The organism is Haloglomus halophilum, assembly GCF_024298885.1.
Taxonomy (GTDB): domain Archaea; phylum Halobacteriota; class Halobacteria; order Halobacteriales; family Haloarculaceae; genus Haloglomus; species Haloglomus halophilum.
Genome location: NZ_CP101166.1, coordinates 3697698 through 3715565, shown reverse-complemented (window position 1 = coordinate 3715565; position 17868 = coordinate 3697698). Strand labels below are relative to the sequence as shown.

Annotated in this window: 17 protein-coding genes; 10 read left to right on the top strand and 7 right to left on the bottom strand. The window is 68.7% G+C overall.

The genetic code is table 11. From position 1 onward, the window contains the following. The first annotated feature begins 145 nt into the window (after positions 1–145). The 3 genes from NL114_RS18045 (at position 146) to NL114_RS18035 (ending at position 2587) form a co-directional block, all read left to right on the top strand. Positions 146–1033, top strand: a complete 888-nt coding sequence (locus tag NL114_RS18045; RefSeq protein ID WP_254822305.1) for a 3-hydroxyacyl-CoA dehydrogenase family protein — start codon at positions 146–148, stop codon at positions 1031–1033. A gap of 1 nt (position 1034) precedes the next feature. After that, the gene (locus tag NL114_RS18040; RefSeq protein WP_254822304.1) at positions 1035–1649 is read left to right on the top strand and encodes a DUF2391 domain-containing protein; all 615 of its coding nucleotides are present in this window, start codon (positions 1035–1037) and stop codon (positions 1647–1649) included. 164 nt (positions 1650–1813) lie between these two features. Continuing rightward, complete coding sequence (locus NL114_RS18035) at positions 1814–2587, top strand: DUF7537 family lipoprotein (RefSeq protein ID WP_254822303.1); 774 nt, start codon at positions 1814–1816, stop codon at positions 2585–2587. Here the strand turns inward: NL114_RS18035 and NL114_RS18030 are convergent. Then, positions 2584–3513 carry a hypothetical protein gene (locus tag NL114_RS18030; RefSeq protein WP_254822302.1) on the bottom strand — a complete coding sequence of 310 codons (930 nt, stop codon included), beginning with the start codon at positions 3511–3513 and terminating at the stop codon, positions 2584–2586. The two genes, NL114_RS18035 and NL114_RS18030, sit on opposite strands and share 4 nt — an antisense overlap. A gap of 238 nt (positions 3514–3751) precedes the next feature. Between NL114_RS18030 and NL114_RS18025 the strand changes: the two genes are divergently transcribed. The 6 genes from NL114_RS18025 to NL114_RS18000 all read left to right on the top strand — a co-directional run bounded on the left by NL114_RS18025 (position 3752) and on the right by NL114_RS18000 (position 10331). Next, the gene (locus NL114_RS18025; protein WP_254822301.1) at positions 3752–4900 is read left to right on the top strand and encodes a substrate-binding domain-containing protein; all 1149 of its coding nucleotides are present in this window, start codon (positions 3752–3754) and stop codon (positions 4898–4900) included. Between the two features lie 66 nt (positions 4901–4966). Continuing rightward, positions 4967–6097 carry a phosphate ABC transporter permease subunit PstC gene (gene pstC / locus NL114_RS18020; RefSeq protein ID WP_254822300.1) on the top strand — a complete coding sequence of 377 codons (1131 nt, stop codon included), beginning with the start codon at positions 4967–4969 and terminating at the stop codon, positions 6095–6097. After that, entirely contained in the window at positions 6097–7707 is a 1611-nt protein-coding gene (gene pstA / locus NL114_RS18015) for a phosphate ABC transporter permease PstA (RefSeq protein ID WP_254822299.1), read from the top strand. Before pstC ends, pstA begins: the two co-directional genes overlap by 1 nt. After that, a complete protein-coding gene (gene pstB / locus NL114_RS18010; protein ID WP_254822298.1) occupies positions 7700–8623 on the top strand; it encodes a phosphate ABC transporter ATP-binding protein PstB in 924 nt (307 codons plus the stop codon). Before pstA ends, pstB begins: the two co-directional genes overlap by 8 nt. A gap of 5 nt (positions 8624–8628) precedes the next feature. After that, complete coding sequence (gene phoU / locus NL114_RS18005; protein ID WP_254822297.1) at positions 8629–9303, top strand: phosphate signaling complex protein PhoU; 675 nt, start codon at positions 8629–8631, stop codon at positions 9301–9303. Next, complete coding sequence (locus NL114_RS18000) at positions 9303–10331, top strand: phosphate signaling complex PhoU family protein (RefSeq protein ID WP_254822296.1); 1029 nt, start codon at positions 9303–9305, stop codon at positions 10329–10331. Before phoU ends, NL114_RS18000 begins: the two co-directional genes overlap by 1 nt. A 32-nt stretch (positions 10332–10363) precedes the next feature. Here the strand turns inward: NL114_RS18000 and NL114_RS17995 are convergent, their stop codons facing one another. The 6 genes from NL114_RS17995 to NL114_RS17970 all read right to left on the bottom strand — a co-directional run bounded on the left by NL114_RS17995 (position 10364) and on the right by NL114_RS17970 (position 16072). Further along, the gene (locus NL114_RS17995) at positions 10364–11515 is read right to left on the bottom strand and encodes a methionine synthase (protein WP_254822295.1); all 1152 of its coding nucleotides are present in this window, start codon (positions 11513–11515) and stop codon (positions 10364–10366) included. After that, on the bottom strand, positions 11512–12522 hold the full coding sequence (locus NL114_RS17990) for a 5-methyltetrahydropteroyltriglutamate--homocysteine methyltransferase (protein WP_254822294.1): 1011 nt from the start codon (positions 12520–12522) through the stop codon (positions 11512–11514). The genes NL114_RS17995 and NL114_RS17990 overlap by 4 nt, the downstream gene beginning before the upstream one ends. Before the next feature lie 87 nt (positions 12523–12609). After that, positions 12610–13206, bottom strand: coding sequence for a HemK2/MTQ2 family protein methyltransferase (locus tag NL114_RS17985; RefSeq protein ID WP_254822293.1), 597 nt, complete (start codon positions 13204–13206; stop codon positions 12610–12612). Next, positions 13199–14563: a mechanosensitive ion channel family protein gene (locus NL114_RS17980; protein ID WP_254822292.1), complete on the bottom strand. Its 1365-nt coding sequence runs from the start codon at positions 14561–14563 to the stop codon at positions 13199–13201. Before NL114_RS17980 ends, NL114_RS17985 begins: the two co-directional genes overlap by 8 nt. Further along, entirely contained in the window at positions 14563–15402 is an 840-nt protein-coding gene (locus NL114_RS17975; protein ID WP_254822291.1) for a 16S ribosomal RNA methyltransferase A, read from the bottom strand. The genes NL114_RS17980 and NL114_RS17975 overlap by 1 nt, the downstream gene beginning before the upstream one ends. Positions 15403–15472: 70 nt before the next feature. After that, entirely contained in the window at positions 15473–16072 is a 600-nt protein-coding gene (locus tag NL114_RS17970) for a DUF655 domain-containing protein (RefSeq protein ID WP_254822290.1), read from the bottom strand. Between the two features lie 420 nt (positions 16073–16492). On the opposite strand from NL114_RS17970, the gene NL114_RS17965 reads away from it, so the two are divergent. Continuing rightward, on the top strand, positions 16493–17821 hold the full coding sequence (locus NL114_RS17965) for a permease (protein WP_254822289.1): 1329 nt from the start codon (positions 16493–16495) through the stop codon (positions 17819–17821). Positions 17822–17868: the final 47 nt, after the last annotated feature.

The following is a 17868-nucleotide window of genomic DNA, read 5'->3' as shown; positions in this document are numbered from 1 at the left end:
AATCTAACGAGCTTATAATACAATTATCGATGCTCGAGGAGTCGAATCGGCGAGTGATGAAGGTTGCGGTCGAATCCGCCGTCGAGTCGCCCGGACACGACTCCAGCGCCGAACGCTTAACGGGGTCCCGCTCGCGTTCGTGGACATGGCAGATACGACAGAACACGTGGCCATCCTCGGTGCCGGAACGATGGGCCGAGGCATCGCCCACGCCGCGGCGGTCGTGGGACACGACGTGACGCTCCGTGACGTGGACGAGTCGGTTCTCGAGGAGGCCGCCGACGCGGTCGACGAGAGCATCTCCGGCGCCGCCGACCGTGGCAAACTCGATGCCGACGCGGCCGAGGCCGCGCGCCAGCGCGTGCGGACGACGGAGGACATCGACAAGTGTGCGGACGCGACCGTCGTCATCGAGGCCGTTCCCGAGCAACTCGACCTGAAGACCAGCGTGCTCGATGAAGCCGTGGCCGTCGTGGACGACGATGCCCTCATCACCTCCAACACCTCCTCGCTGCCGGTGACCGAACTCGCCGCGTCGCTCGAGGACCCGTCGCGGTTCTGCGGGCTCCACTTCTTCAACCCCGCGTACGTGATGGGGCTGGTCGAGGTGGTGACCGCCGAGCAGACCGGCGACGGCGCCCGTGACCACGCCATCGACTTCGTCGAGTCGCTGGAGAAGGAGGCCGTCGTCGTCCGTGACGCGCCCGGATTCGCCTCCTCACGGCTCGGCGTGACGCTCGGCGCCGAGGCGATGCGGATGCTGGAGACGGGCACCGCGAAGACCGCCGATATCGACGCCGCGATGGAACTCGGATACCGCCATCCGATGGGGCCGCTGAAGCTCTCGGACGTGGTCGGGCTGGACGTGCGGCTGGACATCCTCGAACACCTGCGCGAGGAACTGGGCGAGCGCTTCCGCCCGCCGGAGGTGCTGCGTCGCAAGGTCCGCGCCGGCCACCTCGGGCAGAAGTCCGGGCGCGGGTTCTACGTCTGGGAGGACGGCGAGGCCGTCCGCCCGGTCGACGAGGCGTAGGATGACCGAGGACGGTGCGGCCCACGACGAGGGCTCGACCGCCAGCGAGGACCACCCACCGCGCCCGCTCGGGGAGCCGCCCCCGACGACGAGCGACGTGCTCGACGAACTGGAAGCCCTCTCCCGAACCGTCGACGACCCCGAGGAGCGCGAGGCGGTCGAGCGCGCGAAACTCGTCCTCGGCGAGATGCAGGCGGGCGCGTTCGGCAACGTCGTCTACGGCTTCGACCGTGCGGACGCCGCCGAGGCGCTGCTGGGGGCGCTCCTGTTCGGCATCCCCATGTTCGTGGAGGGAGGCACCCTGGAGGTCGGCGCGTTCGTCGCCACCAACCCCCTCTACCTCGCCGGGACCCTCGGCGCGTCCGTCCTGCTCACGGTCGGTATCCTCTACGTCGCCGACTTCCAGGACGTACGCGTCTACCGGCCGCTGCTGGGGTTCATCCCCCGGCGGCTCGCCGGTATCCTGGTCATCTCGTTCGTCACGGCGCTCGTCGCGATGACCGCGTGGGGGCGGCTGGACTGGTCACAGCCGTGGCTCTCGTTCTGCCAGGTGTCGGTCACGCTGGTGCCGATGGTCATCGGGGCGGCGCTTGGCGACCTGCTGCCCGGTTCCTGAGTCTGGTCGGCTCGGGACGCCGCCCGATTCCGACGGACACTCGCCGAGTATATTGAATAATGCCGAATATATTGATATAGTTGGAGTATTGTGTAGTAAATGCCGATACAGCTGATGTAGAACTGGCACAAGAGCTAAACTCGGCTTCCACCTATCCCTGGGTGATGCATCGACGCCGGCTCGTCGTCGCCCTCCTCGCTCTCCTCCTGCTTGCGGGCTGCAACGCGCTGTCCGCACCGTCGTCGGGCACGGAGACGCTGACGCCGGCGGCGGTGCCGGAGGGTGTACCGACGGCCGCCCCGGGGGTTCCGGCTGCCGAGGGCGTGACCGCGCTGGACGCCGACCGGCTGCTCGCGGCGGACGAGCGGCGGCGCGAGGCCACGAGTTATCGCCTGATGCGGGCGGTCGAGATTCGTGGCCGGAACTGGACGACCCGCATCGACCGCGACCGGCGGGTCGCCGCGGACGGCACCATCTACGAGCGTGTCGAGACCGAGGGGTCCCCCGGGCTGACGCCGGCGGTCGCCCGGAGCGAACTCTGGAAGGACGGCTCGACGGTGTTCGTCCGGACGTACGACCAGGACGGCACCCGGATCGAACGGGGCCCGTTCCCGTCCGTTCCGGGGCACTTCCGCCGGTGGGTGCTGCTCCGGGAACAGCTCGTGACCGGCGGCGAGTACCGGGTGGAGCGGACCGCCGAGGGGGTCGTCCTGCGCACCGCGGAGCCCCCACCGGTGGGGGAGGCAGTCATCCCCATCTCGCTGGGCGAGCCACGGAACGTGACCGCGCAACTGGCCGTCGAGGAGTCGGGGCTGATCCGGTCGCTCCGGCTGCGCTACGACACGACGTTCCAGGGCGAGACGGTACGGGTCGAGATAACCCACCGACTCACGGCGGTCGGGAACACGACCGTCGACCGGCCGGACTGGGTCGACTAGTCGAACGCTGCCGTACGGTGCTCCTCCAGGGCCTCCCGAACACGGTCCCAGTCCACGGGCGACGCGAACGCGGACAGGTCGCGCTCGAACGCCGCGAGGTCCGAACCGAACCGGTCGTGCCAGGCCGGCTCGCCGTGCTCCGACAGCGTCTCGACGAGGGCTCGTGCCTCCCGCTCCGTCGCTGCGACACGGTCGGCGAGCTCCGCCCGGAACGGGTCGCCCTCGCGGTCCGCCCAGGTCCGGAGGTCGGCGACCTCGGCGCGGAGGTCGGTGGCGAGCAGCGCCAGCACGTGCGCCCGCATCGTGGCGTCCGCCCAGTCCGGCGCGGGCGTCTCGCTCGCGGGTAGCGCGTCGGCCGCGGCCGACAGCTCCTCGAGCGACTCGGAAACCAGGTCGATGTCCTCGGCCAGTTCGTCGTACCGGCGGTTCGGACTGGCGAGCCACGACTCGAACGCCTCCAGGTCGAACGAGAGCTCGTCGGCCTCCCGGGCGACGTTCTGCGCGGTCGCCGCGACCTCGCGGAGCTCGACCGCCAGTTCGTACACCGCACCCGGATCGTCGAGCCGCTCGACTGGGGTGCGGAGCCCATCGGAGAGGTCGGCAGCGCGCGCATCGACCGCTGCCAGCCGGTCGTCGTACGTCTCCAGCCGGGCTGCGACGATGTCGATGTCGGCGACGGGGGCTGCCGCCGTGGTCGCGTCCTCGTGGGCGATACCGGCGAGTTCGACCCGCGTCTCCGCGGTGGCGACCAGCTTGGACGTATCGGAGACGGTGTCGTCGACGGCCTCGCGGGTGACGACGCCGTCCTCGGTGACCGGGTCGAGCGCCTCGCGCACGGTGTCGGGGTCGCGGTCGCCGTCCCCGCGGTCGACAATCGCATCGACCGCGCTCCCCACTGGCAGTCCGACGAGCCCGCTCTCGTTCATGCTCCGGGGTCACCGGCCACAGCCCGTATACCTTCCGTCAGAGCCGTTCGTTCGGGACAGCACCTCTCGGTAGCGGTCGGGTCGGATATATATCCGTCATGGGTCGAACGTGGGCGAACCCCCTCGAACGTGGATGAACCCACCCGAACGGGGCGGACCCTACGGCTCCGAAGCGGCCTGTATCGCCGCATAGCGGTATTATAAACCGCTTTAATCGAATCCCGGGTCCACTCGGGTGATGTCAGACGGCACAACGTCCGGTACCGGCGTATCACGGCGGAAGTTCCTCGTCAGTTCGGGCGCCATCGGGGCAGCGGGGCTGGCTGGCTGCACCAGCAACGGCCAGAACAACAGCGGCGGCGGCGACGGTGGCGACGGTGGCGACGGCGGCAGCGGCGGCCCGGCGCTGCTCACCGCCGAGGGCTCCTCGACCGTCTACCCCATCTCGAACAAGGGGAGCTCCTACTGGAACGCGAACGCGCCGCCGAGCGACGGCGAGTACTGGGGCTCCAACGACGAGGGGCAGGTGCCCGGCTGGAACGAGATCCAGACGGACGACAACCTCGCGGACTACTTCGCGGCCAAGTACGGCTTCGAGAAGACGGGTCAGCGGTCGAACCCGCCGTACAACACGACGGTCAGCCTGAGCCACTCCGGCACCGGCTGCAAGGCGGTCCGCGACGAGCTGGTCGACATCGGAAACTCCTCCGGCCCCATCACGGCCGAACTCGGCTGGAGCGAGGAGAAGGCCAACGAGGAGGTCGTCGACCACGTCGTCGGCCGCGACGGCCAGCCGGTCGTCGTCAGCAGCGATATCTACGACAACGGCGTCCAGCAGCTCACCGGTGAGCAGGTCCGGAAGATCTACCAGGACGAGATCACCAACTGGTCCGAGGTCGGCGGCCCCGACCAGGAGATCTTCTGCATCGGCCGCGCGGAGGGCTCGGGCACGGACACGGCGTTCCGGCTCAACATGCTCGGCAGCGCCGACGCACCGATGCCGGGCGTCGACTCCCGGTTCGGACAGAACCAGCAGGTCGCCGAGGCCGTCTCCAACAACGACGGCGCCATCGCGTACATGGCACTGGCGTTCACCAGCGAGTCGGTCCAGCCGATCGGCATCGAGTTCGAGGGGACCCTGTACCAGCCGGACAAGGACGCCGAGAACACCATCTTCGACAGTTCCTACCCGCTGAACCGCGACCTCCACATGTACACGAAGATCACCGAGGACACCCCGAGCGGGACGGACAAGCGGGAGGGGGCCTTCCTGAACATGTTCCTGACGAACTTCGGTCAGACCGTCTTCGTCGAGCAGAACAACTACATCCCGCTTCCGACGAGCGACATCAAGTCCGAGGCCGACAAGCTGCCTGAGAAGGCCTGAACCGGCGTTTCCGCTGACGGAGTGTGGATCCTCCGACCCCATGATTCATTTCATACGTAACACATCATGACACGCACATCGAACGAGACGGGCGCCGGGACGGGCCCACTGGCGCAGCGGCGCCGTCGGTTCCGCGATTTCGTCGACGAGACCGACCCGGGGGCACTGGCGACGGTCGGCGTGATGGCTGTCTCGCTCCTGTCGGCACTTGCCGGGTTCCTCGCGGTGTCGCCTCTGACCATCATCCCCTTCGCCGTGTTCCTCGTCAGCGCGGGGTACGGCTGGCTCCGGCATCAGGGCCTGACCGCCCGGGTGCTGACCTTCTCGATGATGGTCTCGACCGTCCTGATACTGCTGTTGATCACCGTCTTCATCTTCGTCGAGTCGATCCCCGTCATCCGGTACGAGAGCGCGACCGTGTTCGGCGTCTCCATCCCCGGACTGCGGCTGTTCACGCAGACGCAGTGGGACGCGGTCTCCCCGCCGATCCGGTACTCGATGGTACCGATGATCCACGGGACGGTGATGGTGACGACCATCGCGACGGCGGTCGCGGCGCCGCTGGGCGTGGCCGCGGCGCTGTTCCTCTCGGAGATCGCCCCGCCGACCGTCCGCGAGGTCGTCAAGCCGGGCGTGGAGATCCTCGCCGGTATCCCCTCCATCGTCTACGGCTTCATCGGGTTCACCATCCTGAGCCCGTGGGCGGCCGACCAGTTCCGGACCGTCGGCCAGGGGTCGTACCTGTTCGTCGGCATCGTCGTCGGGCTGATGGCGCTGCCGACGGTCGTCTCGGTGGCAGAGGACGCCCTCTCGAGCGTCCCCGAGTCGATGAAGAGCGGCTCGCTCGCGATGGGAACGACGGACTGGCAGACGATGACCTCCATCACGCTGCCGGCGGCGTTCTCGGGCGTTTCGGCGGCGGTCCTGCTGGGCGTCGGTCGGGCCATCGGCGAGACGATGGCCGCGACGGTCATGCTGCGGGGCGTCCCACAGCTGACGAAACCGCTCTACAACGCCTTCTACGGCCAGGCGACGCTCACCTCGCTCATCGCCAACAACTACGGCGAGGCCGACGGGCTCCAGATGGACGCCCTGTTCGTCGCGGGCGTCATCCTGTTCATCACGGTGCTGCTCATCTCCATCGGCGCACAGTACATCGAGTGGCGGATGCACCGGAAACTGGGGGGTGATGTCTGATGGCGGGCGCGACGCGGACGAACCTCGTCAAGGGTGACACCTCGGAGGCGAACGCGGTCGCGGCGGTCGCGGTCGCGGTCGCGGCGCTCCTCTTTGCCCTCTCGCTGGCGGCGCTGTTCGAACTCGTCACCATCAGCGACCCGGTCGGTGGCGTGCCGGTCGTCACGCTGCTCGGGCTGATCCTCGCGGCGCTGGGCGGTGCCGTCATCACCTTCGGCGTCGGCTCCTACCTGGGCTACGTCGAGACCCAGCCGAGCCCGAGCGCCGGGCTGGTCGCGACGGTGGCCCTCTCGGGTGTCTGGTTCACGGTCGGCGGGCTGGCTGCCTCCCAGACACTCGGCCTCGGCGGGCTCACCTGGCTACCCGTCGCCCTCCTCGCCGGCGGCGGCGCGTTCGCGCTGACCGCGCTCCCCCGCGAGGACATCGGCTCGACACTGCCGGCGGGCGCGCTCACCCTGCTGACCGGGCTGGTCTTCATCACCGGGACTATCGGACCGGCGTGGGTGTGGGAGCTGGGGTTCCAGCAACAGGCCTCGTTCACCGCCGAGTTCGTCATCCCCACGGCGACGCTGTTCGCCGCGCTCCTCTCGGGCTGGGCCGCCGCGAAGGCGTACGGCGGTTTCGGCGCCCGCGGCCGGCATATGGGCGCGTACGTGCTCATCTACCTGAACGCGAGCTCCATCGTCGGCGTGCTGTTCGTGCTGGTCGCGTTCACGGCGATGAAGGGGATTCCGGGGTTGCTGAACGGCGCGCGGGTGGGACTGGGGGTCGGCCCGGCGGTCGGCCCCGTCGCACTCCCGGTCTCGGTGCCGTTCGTGATGAACGGGGCCGGACTCTTCGCCGAGGTGAAAGGTGTGCTGCCGGCGATCGTCGGCACGATCTGGCTCGTCGTCGGCGCGGTGCTGTTCGCGGTGCCGCTGGGTGTCGGCGCGGCCATCTTCCTCACGGAGTACGCCGAGCGCGGCCGACTCACACAGGTCGTCGAGGTAGCGACCAACGGGCTCTGGAGCACGCCCAGCATCGTGTTCGGCCTGTTCGGCTTCGCCTTCCTCGTCCCGCGGTTCGGGGGGAACAAGTCGCTGATATCGGGGATGCTCACGCTCGGGTTCATGCTCCTCCCGCTGGTGCTCATCACGAGCCGGGAGGCGATCCTCGCGGTTCCGGACGAGTACCGCGACGCGAGCGCGGCGCTGGGGGTCTCGAGGTGGCAGACCATCCGCAGCGTGGTCATCCCGGCCGCACTCCCGGGCGTCGTCACAGGCATCATCCTCGGGGTCGGCCGGATCGCGGGCGAGACCGCCCCCATCCTGCTGACGATGACCGGGGGAACGTTCATCTCGGGTGGGCAGACCGTCGACGTGATCGGCGGCTTCCGGTTCACGACCAGCCCGCCGTTCGTGGCGAACCCGGAACTGCTGGAGGCGACGACGGCGCTCCCGTTCCAGCTGTTCGCACTCATCAAGGCGGGCGTCGGCCTCGGCGACAACGTCGCCAGCCCCGAGCAGTTCCAGTGGGCGACGGCCCTGATGTTGCTGGTGGTGGTGCTGTCGTTCTACGCCATCGGCATCGGCGCACGGTACTACTTCCGGAGGCGACTCAACCATGAGTGAAACCACACAGGCGGAGGCAGAGCGGACGGACGCGGAGACAGCACCGGACCAGCCCCTCGAGACGACGAGCGGGGAGACCGAAGAACAGGTCCGCGAGGAGTGGCGCGAGTACGCGTTCGACGGCCGGACGAAACTCGCCGCCGAGGACCTCGATGTCCACTACGGTGACGACCACGCACTGAAGGGCGTCTCCATCGAGATCCCCGAGAACAGCGTCACCGCGCTCATCGGCCCCTCGGGCTGCGGGAAGTCGACGTTCCTCCGGTGTCTCAACCGGATGAACGACCGCATCAGGAGTGCCCGGGTCGACGGCTCCGTCCGTATCGACGGGGAGGAGATCTACCAGGACGGGGTGAACCTCGTCGAACTCCGCAAGCGTGTCGGGATGGTGTTCCAGTCGCCGAACCCCTTCCCGAAGTCGATCCGGGAGAACATCTCGTACGGCCCTGAGAAGCATGGCGACCTGCAGACGGGGCTGCTCGCGCGGCTGCTCGACCGGAGCGACGAGGACGAGCGCGAGCAGCTCGTCGAACGATGTCTCCGCGACGCGGCGCTGTGGGACGAGGTGAACGACCGGCTCGACGACAACGCTCTCGGGCTGTCGGGCGGCCAGCAACAGCGGCTCTGCATCGCCCGCTGCCTGTCGGTCGACCCGGAGGTCATCCTGATGGACGAGCCCGCCTCGGCGCTGGACCCCATCGCGACCGCCAAGATCGAGGACCTCATCGACCAGCTGAGCGAGGAGTACACGGTCGTCATCGTCACCCACAACATGCAGCAGGCGGCCCGTATCTCCGACCAGACGGCCGTCTTCCTCACCGGCGGCGAGCTCGTCGAATACGGCGACACCGACCAGGTGTTCGAGAACCCCCACAGCGAGCGTGTCGAGGACTACATCACCGGCAAGTTCGGGTGACCACGATGCCCCGAACGGGTTACCAGGACGACCTCGACGACCTCCGCGAGGACGTGCTCGCGATGGGACAGCTCGTCCTCGGGCGGCTCGACGACGGGCTGGAGGCGCTGCGGACCGGCGACGAGTCGCTCGCCCGCGAGGTCGCCGAAGGCGACGCGACGGTCAACGAACACTACCTCGAACTGGAGAGCCGGTGTATCGACCTGTTCGCGCTCCAGCAGCCGGTCGCCGGTGACCTCCGGTTCGTCGCCGCCTCGTTCAAGATCCTCACCGATCTGGAGCGGATCGCCGACCTCGCCGCGAACCTCGGCCGCTACGCCCTCGCCGGGGACGAGAGCCTGGTGCCGGAGGTGCCCGTCGGGGATATCGGCACGGCGGCCCGTGACCTCGTCGCCCGCAGCCTCGACGCGTACGCCGACCGGGACGCGGCGGCCTGTCGGGCCATCCACGAGGACGACGACACGGTCGACGCGCTGTGTGGGCGCGCCTCGGAGGCGGTCGCGCGCGACCTGGTCGAGCGCGAGGCCGCGACCGACGCGTGGGAGCTGGAGCGCCTGCTCGACGACGTGTCCCGACTGCTGCTCACGGTTCGTGATCTCGAACGGGTCGCCGACCACGCCGTCAACATCGCCGCCCGTACCCTCTACATGATCGAGAGCGACCCGGAGCTGATCTACTGATGGAGCAGCGCAAGGTCCAGCAGGTCGGCGGCGGCACGTACACCGTCTCGCTCCCGAAGGAGTGGGCCAGGCGGGCCGGTATCACCGCCGGGACGACCGTCCACATCGACCCCCGCAGCGAGGACCAGCTGGTTCTCGAGCCGGAAGCGCCCGAGGAGGACGCGACCGCCCGGGTCCAGCTCCCGGTCGCCGGGGAGTCGCCGGTCCGACTCGAACGCGCGGTACGGGCCGCCTACGCGGCGGGGTTCGAGCAACTGACGCTCCGGGCGCCCGATGGCTTCTCGGCCCAGCAGCGCGCGGCCGTCGAGCGGGTCGCCAACGCGTTCGTCGGCGTCACGCTCGCAGCGGAGACGGGGACGGAGCTCGTCGTGCGGGCGTTGCTCGACCCCGGCGAGGTATCGGTCCACCAGTCGGTCCGTCAGCTCCGGTTCACGGCGCTCTCGATGCACCGCGACGCGACCGACGCGCTCACGACGGATGACACCCCGTACGTGGCCGACCGCGAGGCCGAAGCCGACCGGCTGTACGCGATGATCGACCGGCATCTCGGGCGCGGGCTCGCCCGGCTCGACGAGGTGGACGCGCTCGGACTGAGCCGGCTGGAGCTGTTCGAGCTCCGCACCGTCGCCCGCGAACTGGAGCGGGTCGCCGACGGCGCCGAGACCATCGCCGAGGTCGCCGGCGCGGTCGAGTCCTTCCCCGGGTCCGTTCCGGCGAGCGAGTTCCACAGCCTGGCCCGGGAGGCACGGGCCGTGGTCGAGGAGGCGACCGCCGTCGTCGTCGGCGACGCGGCGGTCGAGACCGCGAACGACGCCCTCGAACGGCGCGAGGAAATCCGGGCGACGGTGGAGTCGATGGACCGCCGACTGGCAGACGCCGCGGGGAGCTACCGGCTCGGTCGGGTGCTCGACGCACTCCGCCGGACCGTCGAGAGCGGCGGGAACATCGCCGAGATGGGACTGCGTGCGGGGGCGCGGCGGGAGGAGTTCGTACCACAGGGACCCATCGCCAGGCCGGAAGGGGACTGAGCGCGCCGAAGAAGGAGGGGCGGCTGTGCGGCTCAGTCGTCCGCGGCCGGCGCGGCGAAGCCGACATCGACCTCGCCGTCATCGAGTTCCTGCTCGACCTCGCGGGCGGCCTGCACCATGTTCTCCATCTTGCCGTAGGCGATGTCGCGGGGCAGGAGCTTCAGGCCGCAGTCCGGCGAGATGGTCAGCCGCTCGGGCGGGACGATCTCGAAGCCCTTCTTGATGTTCTCCTTGATGACCTCGACTGGCTCGACCTCGGCGGTGTGGGCATCGACGACGCCCAGGGCGAGGTCCTTCGTGAAGTCGGGCTCGGTGAAGACGGGGACCTGCTCGTAGTCGCCGTTCGCGAGTTCGAGGTCGAACTCGTGGACCGGGAAGTCCAGGATCTCCGGGTAGATGCGCGAGTAATCGCCGTAGCAGACGTGCAGCCCCAGACGAACGTCCGCGGGCACGTCGTCGACGATGCGCTCCAGACACTCGCCGACGATGGCGTGGTCGTCCGGCGTCGTCGCGAGCGCGGGTTCGTCGATCTGGATGTAGCGCGCGCCCGCGTCGACGAGCGCCTCGATCTCCTCGTTGACGAGGTCGGCCAGCTCGTAGGCCAGCGTCTCCTCGTCCTCGTAGTGCTCGTTGAACGACCAGTTCGCGAGCGTGTACGGCCCCGTGATGGGGACCTTGACGGGTCGCTGGGCGACGCCGCTGGTGAACTCGAACTCCTCGACCAGCCACTGCTCGCCGTAGGAGACCTCGCCGACGACCGAGGGCTTGTCGAAGTAGTTGTGCCCCCAGACCTTGACGGGGCCGTTGAACTCGTAGCCGTCGATGCGGTGGGCGAAGTACTCGACCATCTCGTTGCGCCGCATCTCGCCGTCACAGACGACATCGAGGCCGGCGCGCTCGTGCTCCTCCGTGATGAGGCGCGCGGCGTCGTCGTGGGCCTCGTGGAGGTGGTCCTCGTCGAAGTCGTACTCCTCGTCGTCGACCAGGTCCTCCGACCGGTTGAGCCACTTGGGCTTCGGGTACGAGCCGACCACGGTCGTCAGGAGGAAGTGGTCGGTCGGGTGGTCGTCCGGGCGGAACTGCTCGCGCACGTCGACGCCGCCATCCGCGGCAGTCGTCGGCGTCCCCTCGCGGGCGTCGCGTCCGTCGCGGTCGTCGTCGCCGACCTCGGGCCAGTCGCTCATGCTGTCACCTCCTCTTCCTCGGCGGCGGCACGCGCGAGCACGTCCAGCTTCTCGCGGGCGCGGTTCACGGGCAGGTAGAACAGCTCCGTGTTCGCGGTGAGGTACGTCGTGTCGAACGACTGAGCGGGGACCTGCTCGTTCACCCACTCCACGCGGTCACGGATCGTCTCGACGGACTCGACGCGCGTGTTCTGCCCGTCGACCAGACCCAGCGCGATGTCGTCGGTGGTGCCGTACTCCGTGATGTTGTAGAGGTTCGCCTCGTGGTCGCTGACGAAGTCGAAGCCGACGGCGTCGAGGTCGGCGTCCATCAGGTGGGCGTACGCCTTCTCCGGCACGGCGCCCCAGTAGGTGTGACAGACCACGTCGGCGCCGGTCGCGCCGGCCACGCGGTCGATGGCCGCGCCCGCGCGCTCGTCGATACCGTCCTCGGGCGGGTTCTCGACGAGCGAGGGCTCCAGCAGGAACAGCGTCTCGATGTCGGGGAACTGCTCGACCTCGCCGACGAGGAAGTCGGCGACGGCGTCGAGGAACGCTGCCTCGTCGCCGTAGTGTTCGTCGGTCGCGAGGTCGGCCAGCGAGTACGGGCCCGGGAGAACTGCCTGCAGACCACCAGCGTCACCATCCAGCAGGGCGGCCGCCGCGTCGAGCTCGGCCGCCACGTCGCCACTCGCGGCGAGGTCGTCGGTGACCACCGGCTCGCGGTAGAAGTTGTTGTTGTCGTAGTAGCGGACGATGCCGCGGGTGTCGACGGCGTCGGCCACGGCGAGCGGGTGCGCGATGTTGTCGTCCCAGCGGCCCTGCCCCTCGACCACGCGGTCGAGCCCGGCGTCGGTCTGCCACTCGAGCTCCTCGATACGGACGCGGTCGTACGCCTCGGTCACGTCCTCGCCCTCGGTCCCGTCGATGAGGTCGGACTTCTGGTGCCCTTTCAGGTCCGAGAGCTCCCCCTTCGCCCAGTCGGGCAGCGGGAGGAGCCCCGGTGTCGTCGCGACGAGTTCGGTCATCGAAGACGGATACGGTACCACCCCGAATAATATTTGCTAATCAGATTGATGCCCAGGAGTAATCCACCGCCGCACACGGGCCGCCGCTCACGTGCCGGTCGGCGTGAGTTCGAGTACCACCAGCCGCTCGGACGGGAACTGCTCCTCGGCCGCCTCGGCCGTCATCAGCCCCTCGTTGCGGGCCGTGTTCCGCACCGCGTCGAGCCCGGTGAGCGAGGAGACGAGCAGTAACGCGCGGCCGCCCGGAGCGAGGACGCGCCGGACGGACGCCAGGAACGGGTTCACCACCGCGCGACCGTCCTCGCCCCCGGAGAGCGCCTGTTCCATCCAGTCCCCCCACTCGCGGTCCTCGGGGGTCGGGAGATAGGGCGGGTTGAACAGGACCCAGTCGAAGCTGTCGTCGCGGAACGCCGAGACCATGTCCGTTCTGACCGCCGCGAGCCCGGCGTCGTGGGCCTGCCGGCACGCATGCGGGTTGAGGTCGGAGGCGACGACCCGGGCGCTGCACGCCTCGGCGACCTTGCGCCCGACGTAGCCCGAGCCCGTCCCGAGGTCGAGCACGAGGTCGTCGCTCTCGATACGGGCGGCCGCCGCCTTCGCGAGCAGGTGCGAGTCCTCGGCCGCACGGTAGACGTCCGGCTCACCACGGAGCCCCGCCAGCCGCGGGCGGTCGCCGTCAGTCATGGTTCCGGTCCATCGGTTCGACGGGGTCGGACAGCTCCGAGCCGCCCTCCACGCGCTCGATGGCGGCGATGTACTCCCCCTCCGTAGTGCGAGGCTGGAGGGAGCTGTCCCCGTCGTCGATCTCGACGGTCGGGTCGGTCACCGCGCTCATATGCGTGCCCGGACCGTCTTCCTCAGCGTCGGGGTCGACCTGCCGCACCGCGGCGTCCGGATCGCCGTTGCCGGCTGCCCCCACTTCCCGCCGTTTCTCGGCGAGCTGGAAGCCCTCGGTCTCCTCGCGGGCCATCAGCTCGCGCTGTGGGAAGGGGATCTTCACGCCATCCTCTTGGAAGGCGTTCTTGACCGCGTCGATGACCGCGTTCTGTGCGGCCCACTTGCGCTCGATAGTGGGGTCCGGAATCCAGAACCGTAGCGTCAGCACCACCGAGGACGCGCCGAGCTCGTCGATGACGACATCCGGCTGTGGCTCGTCCAGCACCTCGTCGAGGACATGCATCGCGTCGCGGGCCAGTTCCATCGCCCGCGCGATCTCGATGTCGTAGTCGACGCCCACATCAACCTGGATGCGGAGCTTCCCGTTGCGAGAGCGGTTGATGATGTTGTTCTTCGTGACCTCGTCGTTCGGGATGACGACGACCTCGTTGTCGAAGGTGCGGATCTCCGTGTTGAAGATGGAGATATCGGTGACGACGCCCTCCTCCTGATCGATGACGACCCAGTCGTTCACCTCGAACGGGCGCGAGATGAGAAGGACGAACCCGGCGACGACGGCGCCGAGGGTCTGCCGTGCCGCGAGTCCGAGGACGATACCCGCCGCGCCGGCACCGATGAGGAGGTTCTGTGGGTTCACCCCGTACAGCGCGAGAACGAACAGCGCCGCGGGCGCGAAGACGAGGATCTGGATGATGTGATGGGCGACCTCCTTCTGGTGGGCCGTGATGGCGTCGGCCTCCGACCCCCGCCGGATGGCCCGTTTCGTGATGCGGGTGACGGTGAACGCTGCCCCGAAGGCGGCAGCGGTCACGAGGAGCCGCACCCCGTCGGTCGGGCCGAGCCGGACGAAGGTGAAGGCGGTCGCCACCTCGTCGCGCAGCCGCCAGACCACGACCAGCGCGAACGCTACGCCCAGGCCGGTGAGGCTGATGGTGAGTGACTGGATCGCCTCGACGACCTCGTCGTCCTGGATGCGTCGCTTCAGCGGCCGCCCCAGCGCGTAGACGAACGCGGCCGTGACGAGGAACAGCGCCAGGAGTCCTGCACTCACGAGATACTGCTCCGTGCGAGAGAGCGTCCACGTCCAGGGGTCGAGCTGCGGTTCGGTCTGGAGCAGTAGCCCCGCCGCGTCGACCGCACCCATCACGGCGGGGTCACCTCCGTCTCCTCGGTCGCGAGTCTCGCCAGCTCGGCGAACTCGGCCGGTGTCACGTCGCCCGCACGCCGGCTCATCAGCTCCTCGCCGGCCGCGTCGACGACGGCATCGGCGTCCGCGATGCCGCTGATGTGGACCGTGTTCCGGACGGCGTTGCGCATCGTCTTGCGCCGCTGCGTGAAGACGCCCCGGACGAGTGCCATGAACACGGCCTCGTCCACCTCGTAGTCCGGGGCACGGGGGAGACATCTGACGACGGCGCTCTCGACGGCCGGTTCCGGGTCGAACGCCGTCGGTGGAACGGTCTCGACGACCTCCACGTCGGCGTAGTGGCCCGCAGTCACCGAGAGGCGGCCGTAGTCGTCCGTCCCGGGGTCGGCGGCCATCCGCTCGGCGAACTCGCGCTGGAGCATCAGCACGAGGGGTTTCCCCTCGGGAAGCAACCGGAAGCAGAATTCGCTGGACGCCCCGTACGGCAGGTTCGAGACGGACCCGGTGAAGTCGGGCAGGTCGCACTCGAGGGCATCCCCTTCGATGATGTCGAGCCGTCCGGCGTCGACGGCGTCGGCGAACTCCTCGCGGAGGAAGGCTGCGAGGCCCGGGTCCCGTTCGACCACGGTGACGTGGCCGTCGCTGGCGGCGAGGAGGCGGTCGGTCAGCCCCCCGGTGCCACCGCCGATCTCGAGAACGTGGTCCGTGGCGTCGGCCGGCAGGTAGTCCGGAAGGCGGTCCAGAACACGGTCGTCGATGAGGAAGTGCTGGTCCTGGTCCGGGTCCCCGCGGACTCCGGCACGGCGCCGCAGAGCATCCGGGTCCCGTCGTGTCATACGCGCTACCGCGAGTTCGTCGCCGGGGCGATAAAGGGTTGGCGCCACCGACCGACCGCGTGAGTCGGCCTCACTCCCCCCGGTCCCGGGTGGCGAAGATGCGGTACTTCATGTCGTCCTCCCGGATCTCCTCGACGATGCGGTCGATGAGAACCTGCCGGGGGTCGTGAAGGCCGGATACCCGTTCCTCGAGGTCCTCGAACGACTCGAAGGGCTGGCGCTTGCGCAGGTCGAGGACGTTGTTGCGGAGCTTCTTCCCGATACCCGGGAGCAGGTTGAGCGCGTGGAGGCGGGTCGTGATGGCCTGTGCCTCGTTGAAGAAGTCGACGAACCGCCGCTCCTCCTCGTCGACGATGGCCGCGACGGCGTACTCCAGTTCCGATTCCGCGGCCCCTGAGAGCTCGCCAAAGTCGACGTGTCCCACGCGACTCACCTTGTCGCCCCGCGGGTCGGTGGCCACCCTGTCCCCCACGTTCAGGTCGGTATCACCCTCGAAGCGGACGAGGTAGAGGTCGAACTCGTCGACCCCCAGCGCGTACGCGACGGGCGTGTTGCTCCGTTGCTCGTCCGGCAACCCCGTCGGGAGGTAGTCCAGCACGACCGCCTCGCGTGGGTCGTCCTCGTCGGCAACGGCCGACTGCGAGTCGTCCGAGTCGGCGGCGTCGGTCATGTCCCGAGGGTAGACGGAGCCGATATTTAAAATGCGGCCACGCGCGGGAGACGGTCCCGGTGGCCCCTGCCGGTTCTCGACGGCACCGGGCCTTCGACACCCTCGCATGCTGGCGAACAGGCGGTACCACTCGCTTCGCCGGGCCGTGGTACCGCGCTGGCGGAGCCGAGCGCGCGGTGGCGTGCCACCCGCTCGGGTCGGCGGCCCGGCGACGACTCGTCAGGTCATGGGGACGGTGGCCGCCCTTCCGTACTTGAATCTACGCGCGTGAGGGGGGCGGTCGGCTCGCCCTTCGGCTGCTCTCTGGTTTGGTTCGGTAGTCGACTCGCGCCGCTGATCTTGGATTCCGAAGCCTCGGCCCGGGCAGCTACCGTTACGACAGGCGAAATCCGGGTAAACGAGGCGACGGTAGGAACGTACATGGAACGCAGGGAGTACGCCATCCTGGCCGTCATCGCGCTTCTGACGGTGAGTATCGGTGTATTCACGACGAGCAAGCCACTGGGGGCGTTCTTCGCCGAGAGCCTCCGCCAGTTCGCTTCCACCACCGTGGCGATGGCCTGGATCACCTGGTGGGCGCTCGTGGTCGGGTTCGCCATCGCGGGCGGCGTCGAGGCGTGGACCTCCGACGAGCAGGTCGCGGACCTGCTGAACGGCCACGGCGCCCGCGAACTCGGCTACGGCTCACTGTTCGGGTTCGTCTCCTCGTCGTGCTCGTACAGCGCCATCGCTACCGCGAAGAACCTCTTCAAGAAGGGTGGCTCCGCGGCCGCTACCATCGGCGCGTTCATGTTCGCGTCGACGAACCTCGTCATCGAGATCGGCGCCGTCATCGTCCTCCTGCTGGGCTGGCAGTTCCTCGTCGCCGACATCGTCGGCGGGTTCATGCTCATCGGCCTGCTGGCGTTCGGGTTCGTCTACCTCGTCCCTGACGACCTCATCGAGCAGGCGCGCGCGAACGTCACCGACGACGAGGGCGAGACGGCTCAGGACCCCGTCTGCGGGATGGAGGTCGGCCCGGAGGAGACGGACTACTCGACCGAGCACGACGGCCACACCTACTACTTCTGTTCGGAGTCGTGCAAGGAGAGCTTCGACCCCGAGGAGACGAATTCGAGTATTCGCGCGCAGGCCACTTCGATGGCCGGCTGGAAGGCGCTCGCGGACAAGCAGTGGAAGGAGTGGGGGATGCTCTGGGACGAGATCGCCATCGGCTTCCTCTTCGCCGGTCTCATCGCCGGCTTCATCCCCGAGTCGGTCTGGACGACCATCTTCTCCGGCCCGACGTTCGGCCTCCCGGTCTACGTGTTCTGGACGGCGGTCGTGGGTGCGTTCATCGGCGTGGCCACGTTCGTCTGTTCGGTCGGCAACGTCCCCTTCGCCGCAGTCCTGTTCAGCAACGGCCTCCCCTTCGGCGCCGTCCTCTCGTACATCTACGCCGACCTCATCGTCCCGCCCATCATGGACGCCTACCGCGACTACTACGGGACGACGTTCGCCGCCGTCCTCTCCGGGATGATATTCGTCTCGGCGGTCATCGTCGGGGTCCTCGTCCACTTCCTCTTCCTGGGTGCCGGCCTCATCCCGCCGGCGTCGAGCGTCAAGATTGCTGAGGTCGGCATCGAGCTGAACTACAAGCTGGTGCTGAACGTGTTCGCCACGGGCCTGTTCCTCTTCCTCTACTGGCTCCACCGCGAGAGTGGGATGGGTGAGGAGCGTTCCGGGGGACAGGCCCAGGCGGCGGACTGAGTAACTGAAATCAGATATTGGGGCACCTGGGATATTGCTGAAATCAT

Excerpts from the sequence above, each read along its gene's own strand:
- NL114_RS18045 (WP_254822305.1), top strand. The coding sequence starts at position 146 with ATGGCAGATACGACAGAACACGTGGCCATCCTCGGTGCCGGAACGATG.
- NL114_RS18040 (WP_254822304.1), top strand. The coding sequence starts at position 1,035 with ATGACCGAGGACGGTGCGGCCCACGACGAGGGCTCGACCGCCAGCGAG.
- NL114_RS18035 (WP_254822303.1), top strand. The coding sequence starts at position 1,814 with ATGCATCGACGCCGGCTCGTCGTCGCCCTCCTCGCTCTCCTCCTGCTT.
- NL114_RS18030 (WP_254822302.1), bottom strand. The coding sequence starts at position 3,513 with ATGAACGAGAGCGGGCTCGTCGGACTGCCAGTGGGGAGCGCGGTCGAT.
- NL114_RS18025 (WP_254822301.1), top strand. The coding sequence starts at position 3,752 with ATGTCAGACGGCACAACGTCCGGTACCGGCGTATCACGGCGGAAGTTC.
- pstC (WP_254822300.1), top strand. The coding sequence starts at position 4,967 with ATGACACGCACATCGAACGAGACGGGCGCCGGGACGGGCCCACTGGCG.
- pstA (WP_254822299.1), top strand. The coding sequence starts at position 6,097 with ATGGCGGGCGCGACGCGGACGAACCTCGTCAAGGGTGACACCTCGGAG.
- pstB (WP_254822298.1), top strand. The coding sequence starts at position 7,700 with ATGAGTGAAACCACACAGGCGGAGGCAGAGCGGACGGACGCGGAGACA.
- phoU (WP_254822297.1), top strand. The coding sequence starts at position 8,629 with ATGCCCCGAACGGGTTACCAGGACGACCTCGACGACCTCCGCGAGGAC.
- NL114_RS18000 (WP_254822296.1), top strand. The coding sequence starts at position 9,303 with ATGGAGCAGCGCAAGGTCCAGCAGGTCGGCGGCGGCACGTACACCGTC.
- NL114_RS17995 (WP_254822295.1), bottom strand. The coding sequence starts at position 11,515 with ATGAGCGACTGGCCCGAGGTCGGCGACGACGACCGCGACGGACGCGAC.
- NL114_RS17990 (WP_254822294.1), bottom strand. The coding sequence starts at position 12,522 with ATGACCGAACTCGTCGCGACGACACCGGGGCTCCTCCCGCTGCCCGAC.
- NL114_RS17985 (WP_254822293.1), bottom strand. The coding sequence starts at position 13,206 with ATGACTGACGGCGACCGCCCGCGGCTGGCGGGGCTCCGTGGTGAGCCG.
- NL114_RS17980 (WP_254822292.1), bottom strand. The coding sequence starts at position 14,563 with ATGGGTGCGGTCGACGCGGCGGGGCTACTGCTCCAGACCGAACCGCAG.
- NL114_RS17975 (WP_254822291.1), bottom strand. The coding sequence starts at position 15,402 with ATGACACGACGGGACCCGGATGCTCTGCGGCGCCGTGCCGGAGTCCGC.
- NL114_RS17970 (WP_254822290.1), bottom strand. The coding sequence starts at position 16,072 with ATGACCGACGCCGCCGACTCGGACGACTCGCAGTCGGCCGTTGCCGAC.
- NL114_RS17965 (WP_254822289.1), top strand. The coding sequence starts at position 16,493 with ATGGAACGCAGGGAGTACGCCATCCTGGCCGTCATCGCGCTTCTGACG.